Below are 496 nucleotides of genomic sequence, written 5' to 3' on the forward strand. Positions count from 1 at the left end.
TACCCAAGGTTTTACGAAATCTAGTACAGGTTTCTTTAAAGGCAAAAATTGTGTGCCGACAACTTGCTGAATTTGTTGTTGTGTCGGTTCTGTAATTGGTCCAGGTGGTAAGATTTGTGGTTGTGTAATATCTAATGTTGGTCCAGGCGGTAAAATTTGTGGTTGAGTTGGATCGATTGTTGGTGGTTTAGGTGGTGAGACACGTGCGTCGTAGTTTGGTTGATACATTTGTTGTTGGTATTGCGGTTGTTGTGGTTGAGTTGGGTATGGGTTTTGTTGGAATTGTTGTTCTTGATTTTGTGGTGCTACATATGGATTTTGAGGGTATTCATAATTTGGACGTGTGTCGTATGCGTTTTGTTGAAATTGTTGTTCTTGATTTTGCGGTGCTACATATGGATTTTGAGGATATTCATAATTTGGACGTGTGTCGTATGCGTTTTGTTGAAATTGTTGTTCTTGATTTTGTAGGGGTGTGTATGGATTTTGTTCATAT

The 496-nt window shown here is 38.7% G+C and carries 1 protein-coding gene; it reads right to left on the minus strand.

Features of this window, described 5'->3' with window-relative positions; translation table 11 throughout:
• Positions 1–496, minus strand: a 496-nt coding sequence (locus MR079_RS28375; protein ID WP_242295085.1) for a hypothetical protein, incomplete at both ends; no start/stop codon positions are given.

The organism is Bacillus cereus group sp. BfR-BA-01381 (genome assembly GCF_022663555.1).
GTDB classification, from domain to species: Bacteria; Bacillota; Bacilli; order Bacillales; family Bacillaceae_G; genus Bacillus_A; species Bacillus_A pacificus.